Source organism: Curtobacterium sp. PhB115 (assembly GCF_003752025.1).
GTDB lineage: Bacteria > Actinomycetota > Actinomycetes > Actinomycetales > Microbacteriaceae > Curtobacterium.
The window spans coordinates 251,154-258,512 of the sequence record NZ_RJKR01000011.1 but is presented as its reverse complement, the minus strand read 5'-3'; the positions used below and the strand labels follow the sequence as shown (position 1 = coordinate 258,512).

Here is a 7,359-nt window from a genome sequence, read left to right as displayed (position 1 = left end):
CGGTCACATTCCGAACCCGGAAGCTAAGCCTCTCAGCGCCGATGGTACTGCAAGGGGGACCTTGTGGGAGAGTAGGACGCCGCCGGACTTAACGTAAGAAGATGTGGCCATCGGCCCTCCATCGAGAACTCTTAGGGGAGACCCTCGTTCTCGACGGGGGCCGGTGGCCATTTCTGTTTTCGCCGCAGGTGGCTCGACGCGCGCTCTGGTTCGTGATGGACTGGACGGGAACGTCGGGTAGACCGACGCGGCACCCAACACAACGACACAGCGGACGAACGCCCGAGCGCAGCGACGGGCACGCGATGAGGAGCAACGGTGGCGAACGACGACGATCAGCGGCGGAACGACGACCGCGGAGACCGACCCCGTCGGGACGGCGACCGGCCCCCTCGTCGTGATGGTGCGCCGCGTCGCGACGGACAGGGCGATGGACGGTGGTCGTCCGGTCCTCGGGATTTCGAGCGCCGCGAAGGCGACCGTCGTGACCGGCCCGATCGTGGCGACCGTCCGTTCCGTGATGGTGCGGCTGGCCGGGACAGCGCCCCGCGCCGTGACGGCGACCGTCCGTTCCGATCGAACGACCGCAACGACCGTCCGTCGTGGCGGAGCGACCGCGGAGACTCCGGCCGGCCCCCTCGCGGGGATGGCCCCCGCGGCGCCGACCGTCCGCGTCGTGATGGTGATCGTCCGTACCAGGGCGGCTCTGACCGTCCGGCTCGTGATGCTGACCGGCCGTCGTACCGTGGTGGTTCCGACCGTCCGGCTCGTGATGGTGACCGGCCGTCGTACCGTGGTGGTTCCGACCGTCCGGCTCGTGATGGCGACCGTCCGTCGTACCGTGGTGGCTCCTCTGACCGTCCGCGTCGTGATGGTGATCGTCCGTACCAGGGCGGCTCTGACCGTCCGCGTCGTGATGGTGACCGTCCGTCGTACCGTGGTGGTTCTGACCGTCCGGCTCGTGATGGCGACCGCCCCTCGTACCGTGGTGGCTCTTCCGACCGTCCGCGTCGCGATGGCGACCGTCCGTCGTACCGCGGTGGTTCCGACCGCCCGACTCGTGACGGTGACCGTCCCTCGTACCGTGGTGGCTCCTCCGACCGTCCGGCTCGTGATGGCGACCGTCCGTCGTACCGTGGTGGCTCCTCCGACCGTCCGGCTCGTGATGGCGACCGTCCCTCGTTCCGCAGCGGCTCGTCGGACCGCCCGCGCCGTGACGGTGATCGTCCGGCCTTCCGGGGCGGTTCGGACCGCCCTCAACGCGACGGTGGCCGTCCGCCCCGCGACGGTGGTGACGAGCGCCGCCGGTTCGGTGACGGCACGCGTCACGCCGGCGCCCGCTTCGGCGAGGCCGCCCGTGACGACTGGGAGGACCGCGACCCGTACGGCACGAAGTCGATCCGCCCGCGGCACGACGATCCGGAGATCCCCGAGGAGATCCAGGCGCGGGACCTCGACCCCGCTGCACGCATGGAGCTGAAGACGCTCAGCAAGGACAACGCTGACTGGGTGGCACGTCACCTCGTCGCCGCGGCGCTGTTCGTCGACGACGACCCGGAGACCGCGAACCAGCACGCCCTGAGCGCTGCTCGTCGAGCCGGTCGTGTCGGTGTCGTGCGTGAGACCGCAGCCATCACGGCGTACCGCCTCGGTGACTTCGCGACGGCGCTGCGCGAGCTCCGGACCTACCGTCGGATCTCCGGTCGCAACGACCAGCTGCCGATGATGGTCGACTGCGAGCGTGGACTCGGACGTCCGGAGCGGGCCCTCGAGCTGGGCCGGTCGGTCGAGCGATCCGCGCTCGACACCGCCGTCCAGGTCGAGCTCGCGATCGCGATGTCCGGGGCACGGCTCGACCTCGGGAATCCCACAGCCGCACTCGGCGAGCTGGAGATTCCACAGCTCGACCCGTCGACCGCCTACACGTGGTCCCCGGCGCTCTACAGTGCTTACGCGGCCACGCTCGAGGAGCTGGGCCGTCAGGACGAGGCCGACGAGTGGTGGGCCCGTGTTGACCGTGCGGCAGCGGCCCTGGCCGAAGTCGCCGACGAGAACGCTTGGGAGACAGTTGATGTGGTCGAGGAAACGCTCGAAGTCGAAGAACCCGGACACGCCGACGAGCTCGACGACACCGAGCAGCTCGACGACGACGCCGACCTCGACGACGAGTCCGACTTCGCCGAACCCGACGTCGTCGGCGACCCCGGGGACTCCGACGAGCCCGGCGAGATCGACGACGACAACCCCCGCGACGTCGACGGCTCCGCAGCCGACTGACGCCCCGGCGGCATCGGCGGGCGCGCAGCCGACCGATGCTCCGACGGCCCTCACGGACGGCGTCGACGTGGTCCTCACGGACCTCGACGGCGTCGTCTACCGGGGGCGGAACGCGATCCCCCACGCGGTCGAGGCACTCACGCGCGCCTCGCTCACGGCGCGGGTCGGGTACATCACGAACAACGCCTCCCGACGTCCGATCGACGTCGCGGAGCACCTGGAGCGCTACGGGCTCGAGGTGTCCGAGGACGACGTCGTGACCTCGTCGCAGGCCGGCGTCCAACTGCTCGCGACGCTCGTCCCCGCCGGCTCCACGGTGCTGGTGACGGGCGGGCTCGGCCTGTCGAGCATCGTCGAGGCTGCCGGGTTCACGGTGACGACCAGCGCCGAGGACTCACCGGCCGCCGTCATCCAGGGCTTCTCGCCCGACCTCGGGTGGAAGGAACTGGCCGAGGCGTCCTTCGCCCTCGCCGACCCGGACGTGCCGTGGGTCGCCACGAACATGGACTGGTCGATCCCGGTCGAACGGGGGATCGCACCGGGCAACGGCACGCTCGTGTCCGCGGTGCACCAGGCCGTCGGTCGCATGCCGGTCGTCGCCGGGAAGCCCGAGCATCCGATCTTCGACGCCGCCGTCGAGCGGTTCGGTGGCGGCTCGACGCTCTTCATCGGTGACCGCCTCGACACCGACATCAAGGGTGCGAACGACGTCGGGATCCCGAGTGTCCTCGTGCTGACGGGCATCGACCAGGCGAAGCAAGTGCTCGCCGCCGACCAGCGCTCGCGTCCGACCTACGTGCTCGAGGACCTCCGCGGGCTGTCCCAGCCGTACCCCGCCGCCGTGCGGCGCGAGGACGAGGACGGCACGCGGTACGTCACGGTCGGCAGCGCCACCGTCGCGATGCGCGGACACGTCGTCCGGGTGCTGGACGCCGGGACGGCCATCGATCGCCTGCGGGCCGGCGCCGCCCTGATCTGGGAGTCCGGCCTGGCCATCTACGGTCTCGACGTCGACGCGCAGCTGTACGGCGGCGAGTAGCGTGTCGGACGTGCCGAACCAGGAGCAGACGTCCGACCCGACGGAGCCGCAGGACGACTTCGCCGCGCGCACTGCGGCGGCCGAGACCCTGCCGCTGGCCGAGCGCGCTGACGCCTTCTCGGCCCTCCACGACGAGCTGCGGACGCGGCTCGAGAGCGGCGGCTCCGCGAGTGCCTGAGCCGGACGGTGCCGTGCCCGACGCGTCCCCGGTCCGCCTCGACGCACTCCTCGCCGCCCGCGGGCTGGCGCGGTCCCGCACGGTCGCGACGAAGCTCATCCAGGACGGCCGGGTCACGGTGGACGGGCGCACGCTCGTGAAGCCCTCCGCCCCGGTGCCCCCCGGAGCGGACATCGTCGTCGATGCTGCGGACGAGTGGGTCTCCCGTGCGGCGCACAAGCTCGTCGGCGCGCTCGACGCGTTCGGTGTCGACCCTGCCGGTCGCGTCGTCCTCGACGTCGGCGCCAGCACCGGCGGGTTCACCCAGGTCCTGCTCGCCCGCGGCTCCCGCCGGGTGATCGCGCTCGACGTCGGACACGGTCAGCTGCACCCGACGGTGGCCCTCGACGAGCGTGTCGCCGTGGTCGAGGGGGTCAATGCGCGCAGCCTCACGCGGGACGACTACCTCGCTCTCGACGCCAGTGCGGCCGAGACGACCCTGGTGGTCGGGGACCTGTCGTTCATCTCGCTCCGGCTCGTGCTGCCCGCGCTGGCCGAGGCCGTCCCCGCAGACGACTTCGTGCTCCTCGTGAAGCCGCAGTTCGAGGTCGGTCGGGGCGGGGTCCGCGAAGGCATCGTCCACGACGCCGGCCTCCGCAACGACGCCCTCATGAACGTGCTCTGGGCTGCGTGGGACCTCGGGCTCGGCACGACCGGGCTCGCCGCGTCGCCGATCGTCGGCACCCACGGCAACCACGAGTACCTCGCTCGCTTCCAGCGCAGTGTCGGGGGCAATCCGACAGAATGGATCGTCCGGGCGACCGAACTGACCGAGGGAACCGCATGAGCGACGACCGCCACATCCTGCTCGTGTCCCACACGGGCCGACGAGACTCCATCGATGCCGCCGTCGAGGTCTGCGACCTCCTGCACGCGGCCGGTCTGACGCCGGTGATGCCCTTCGACGAGTACGCCGACATCCGACGGGCCGAAGCCTCGGTCGGGCAGGTCGACATCCTCGGTGTGGACGTCCAGGCGGACCAGCTCGAGATCGTCATCGTGCTCGGCGGCGACGGCACCATCCTCCGTGCGGCGGAGCTCGTCCGTGAGACCCGCGCGCCGATCGTCGGCGTGAACCTCGGGCACGTCGGGTTCTTGGCCGAGAGCGAGCGCGACGGCCTCGCCGAGACCGTCGAACGCGCACTGTCGGGCGAGTACCACGTCGAGGAGCGCGTCACGCTGCAGGTCGACGTGGTCGTCGGTCACCAGGTCGTCTACTCGAGCTGGGCGCTGAACGAGGCCACGATCGAGAAGGCTTCGCGGGAGCGCATGCTCGAGGTCGTCACCGAGGTCGACGGTCGCCCGCTGTCCACGTTCGGGTGCGACGGTGTCGTCGTGTCCACGCCGACGGGCTCGACGGCGTACTCGTTCTCCGGTGGTGGGCCCATCGTCTGGCCGGACGTCGACGCGCTGCTGATGGTGCCGCTGAGCGCCCACGCCCTGTTCGCACGGCCGATCGTGGTCGGCCCGGACTGCACCCTCGCGGTCGAGGTCCTGCGGCGGACGAGCGGCGTCGGCGTGCTGTGGTGCGACGGCCGACGGACGCACGACCTCCCGCCGGGAGCGCGGGTCGAGGTCCGGCGGTCGCCCGATCCCGTGCGCGTGGCGCGGCTCAAGGACGCACCGTTCACCGACCGTCTCGTCGCCAAGTTCCAGTTGCCGGTCGCCGGCTGGCGTGGGCCGCAGGACGGCGACGAGGACGACCTGTGATCGCCGTGAAGAGCGGATTGCACACCGAGGAGAACTGTTGATCGCCGTGGAGGGACGCAGCATCGCCGCCGTGACTGCTCCAGACGGATTGCACACCGAGGAGAACTGTTGATCGCCGTGGAGGGACGCAGCATCGCCGTCGTGACTGCTCCAGACGGATTGCACACCGAGGAGAACTGTTGATCGCCGTGGAGGGACGCAGCATCGCCGCCGTGACTGCTCCAGACGGACTGCACACCGAGGAGAACTGTTGATCGCCGTGGAGGGACGCAGCATCGCCGCCGTGACTGCTCCAGACGGACTGCGCACCGAGGAGAACTGTTGATCGCCGTGGAGGGACGCAGCATCGCCGCCGTGACTGCTCCAGACGGACTGCGCACCGAGGAGAACTGTTGATCGAGGAGATCGCCATCCGCGACCTCGGCGTCATCGGGGAGACCACGCTCGAGCTCGGGCCGGGGTTCACCGTGGTGACCGGCGAGACCGGTGCGGGCAAGACCATGATCGTCACCGCGCTCGGGCTGCTGCTCGGCGCCCGTGCCGACGCCGGTTCGGTGCGCCGCGGTGCCTCCAGCGCCGTCGTGGAGGGCCGGTGGAGCGTCCCGGAGCACGCCGCCGTGGCCGAACGCGTCGAGGACGCCGGCGGCGCGGTCGAGGACGGTGAGCTCATCCTCACGCGTACGGTCTCGGCGGAGGGCCGGAGCCGTGCCACGGTCGGCGGACGCAGCGCCCCGGTGGCGGTGCTCGGCGAACTCGCGGACCAGCTCGTCACGGTGCACGGGCAGTCCGACCAGATCCGCTTGACCTCGGCGACGGCACAGCGCGCCGCACTCGACGGGTTCGGCGGGCCGGCACTCGAGAAGGCGTTGGGCCGCTACGTCGCCGCGTACGACGCGTGGCAGGCGCACGCGGGCGAACTCGAGACGCTCACCCGTGACCGCGACGACCGCGTGACCGAGGCGGAGCGGATCCGTGCGGCCTCGGACGAGATCGAGGCGGCAGACCCGCAGCCCGGCGAGGACGTCGAACTCGCCGAGCGTGCCGAGCGGCTCGGGAACCTCGAGGAACTCCGGTTGTCGGCGGCCCTCGCCCACGAGGCGCTGTCGAGCGAGTCCCTCGACGGGGTGTCCGACGTCATCGGCCTGGTCGAGTCCGCGCGCCGCGCCGTCGAACGGGTCGCGAGCTCCGACTCGGCCTTGCAGCCCGTGCTCGAGCAGCTCACGGAGCTCGGGATCCAGGCGGCGGAGGCCTCCGCGAGCATCTCCAGTTACCTCGGGTCCCTCGAGCCAGAAGCAGGCCACGACCTCGAGCTCATCAACGAGCGTCGCGCGCTGCTCGCGGGCCTGACCCGGAAGTACGGCGAGACCGTCGACGACGTCATCGCGTACGGGCAGCGCGCCAGCGACCGACTCCTCGAACTCGATGGCGACGACGACCGGATCGCGGCGCTGCAGCAGGCCGTCGAACAGGACGAGCGGGCGCTCGAGACCGCGGCGACTGCCCTCACGGCTGCTCGGACGAAGGCGGCCACCGATCTCGCGAAGCGTGTGACGGCGGAGCTGGGGACCCTCGCGATGGCGGGGGCGACGCTCGTGGTCGAGGTCACCGACGCGGGCGAGTACCGCCGGCACGGACGCGACCAGGTGTCGATCCTGCTCCAGCCGCACTCCGGCACGGACCCTCGTCCGATCGGCAAGGGGGCGTCCGGTGGTGAGCTCTCGCGTGTGATGCTCGCGATCGAGGTCGTGATGGCGGGCAGTACGACGGTGCCGACGTTCGTCTTCGACGAGGTCGACGCCGGCGTCGGCGGTGCGGCGGCGATCGAGATCGGCCGACGCTTGGCGAAGCTCGCCGAGCGGACCCAGGTCATCGTCGTCACGCACCTGGCGCAGGTCGCGGCGTTCGCGAACAACCACCTCAACGTGGTGAAGGACGCGAGCGGCGCGGTGACCTCGTCGAGTGTGCGACGCCTCGAGGGCGAGGACCGGCTGCAGGAGATGGCGCGACTGCTCTCCGGGCTCGGCGACAGCGCCAGCGGCATGGAGCACGCACGCGAACTGCTCGACGTGGCCGGCCAGACGGCCTGACCGGCCACGCCGCCAAGGAAGCAGGCAAG

The 7,359-nt window shown here is 71.2% G+C and carries 7 protein-coding genes and 1 rRNA gene; all 8 read left to right on the top strand.

Features of this window, described 5'->3' with window-relative positions:
- Positions 1 to 88: ribosomal RNA gene (gene rrf / locus EDF19_RS16655) — 5S ribosomal RNA — on the top strand; the annotation flags it as partial.
- Between the two features lie 396 nt (positions 89 to 484).
- On the top strand, positions 485 to 1,480 hold the full coding sequence (locus EDF19_RS16650) for a hypothetical protein (protein WP_148071136.1): 996 nt from the start codon (positions 485 to 487) through the stop codon (positions 1,478 to 1,480).
- Complete coding sequence (locus EDF19_RS16645; protein WP_123681963.1) at positions 1,471 to 2,277, top strand: hypothetical protein; 807 nt, start codon at positions 1,471 to 1,473, stop codon at positions 2,275 to 2,277. The genes EDF19_RS16650 and EDF19_RS16645 overlap by 10 nt, the downstream gene beginning before the upstream one ends.
- A 67-nt stretch (positions 2,278 to 2,344) precedes the next feature.
- Positions 2,345 to 3,316 carry an HAD-IIA family hydrolase gene (locus EDF19_RS16640; RefSeq protein WP_123681962.1) on the top strand — a complete coding sequence of 324 codons (972 nt, stop codon included), beginning with the start codon at positions 2,345 to 2,347 and terminating at the stop codon, positions 3,314 to 3,316.
- A gap of 10 nt (positions 3,317 to 3,326) precedes the next feature.
- Positions 3,327 to 3,494 carry a hypothetical protein gene (locus EDF19_RS19250; RefSeq protein WP_185022910.1) on the top strand — a complete coding sequence of 56 codons (168 nt, stop codon included), beginning with the start codon at positions 3,327 to 3,329 and terminating at the stop codon, positions 3,492 to 3,494.
- A complete protein-coding gene (locus tag EDF19_RS16635) occupies positions 3,487 to 4,320 on the top strand; it encodes a TlyA family RNA methyltransferase (RefSeq protein WP_123681961.1) in 834 nt (277 codons plus the stop codon). The genes EDF19_RS19250 and EDF19_RS16635 overlap by 8 nt, the downstream gene beginning before the upstream one ends.
- The gene (locus tag EDF19_RS16630) at positions 4,317 to 5,243 is read left to right on the top strand and encodes an NAD kinase (RefSeq protein WP_123681960.1); all 927 of its coding nucleotides are present in this window, start codon (positions 4,317 to 4,319) and stop codon (positions 5,241 to 5,243) included. Before EDF19_RS16635 ends, EDF19_RS16630 begins: the two co-directional genes overlap by 4 nt.
- A gap of 392 nt (positions 5,244 to 5,635) precedes the next feature.
- Positions 5,636 to 7,330 (top strand): DNA repair protein RecN, encoded by a 1,695-nt coding sequence (gene recN / locus EDF19_RS16625; protein ID WP_123681959.1) that lies wholly within the window; start codon positions 5,636 to 5,638, stop codon positions 7,328 to 7,330.
- Positions 7,331 to 7,359: the final 29 nt, after the last annotated feature.